General features: G+C 43.6%; 1 protein-coding gene. It reads right to left on the reverse strand.

Annotated elements, in window-relative coordinates:
- Positions 1-578 (reverse strand): Ig-like domain-containing protein (locus tag QTN47_RS27970; protein ID WP_369332769.1); only part of this gene is annotated, 578 nt, incomplete at both ends.

The following is a 578-nucleotide window of genomic DNA, read 5'->3' on the forward strand; positions in this document are numbered from 1 at the left end:
CGGCTGTTGAACTTGTTGCGGTTAGTAGTTGATCTGAACCTTCACATACAGGTGTCATTGCAATAGTGGGCACAACAGGCATTGGATTGATCGCAACATTTACTGTAGCAGATTTAGAGGTACAGGTATTTAAGGTTGCAGATACACTATAGCTGCCATTTGATGCTACGGTTGCGGCTTTGATTGTAGCTTTATCATTATTTACTACCAGCGGTGTTGGTCCTGACCAGTTATAGGTTACACCGGCTGTTGAACTTGTTGCGGTTAGTAGTTGATCTGAACCTTCACATACAGGTGTCATTGCAATAGTGGGCACAACAGGCATTCGATTGATCGCGACATTTACTGTAGCAGATTGAGATGTACAGGTATTTAAGGTTGCAGATACACTGTAGCTACCATTTGATGCTACTGTCGCTGCTTTAATTGTGGCTTCATTATTATTTACGACCAGCGGTGTTGGTCCTGACCAGTTATAAGTTACACCGGCTGTTGAACTTGTTGCTGTCAAAAGTTGATCTGAACCTTCGCACACAGGGATCATCGCAATAGTGGGCACAACAGGCATTGGATTGATC

It is taken from the genome of Danxiaibacter flavus, assembly GCF_041060425.1.
Classification (GTDB): domain Bacteria; phylum Bacteroidota; class Bacteroidia; order Chitinophagales; family Chitinophagaceae; genus Danxiaibacter; species Danxiaibacter flavus.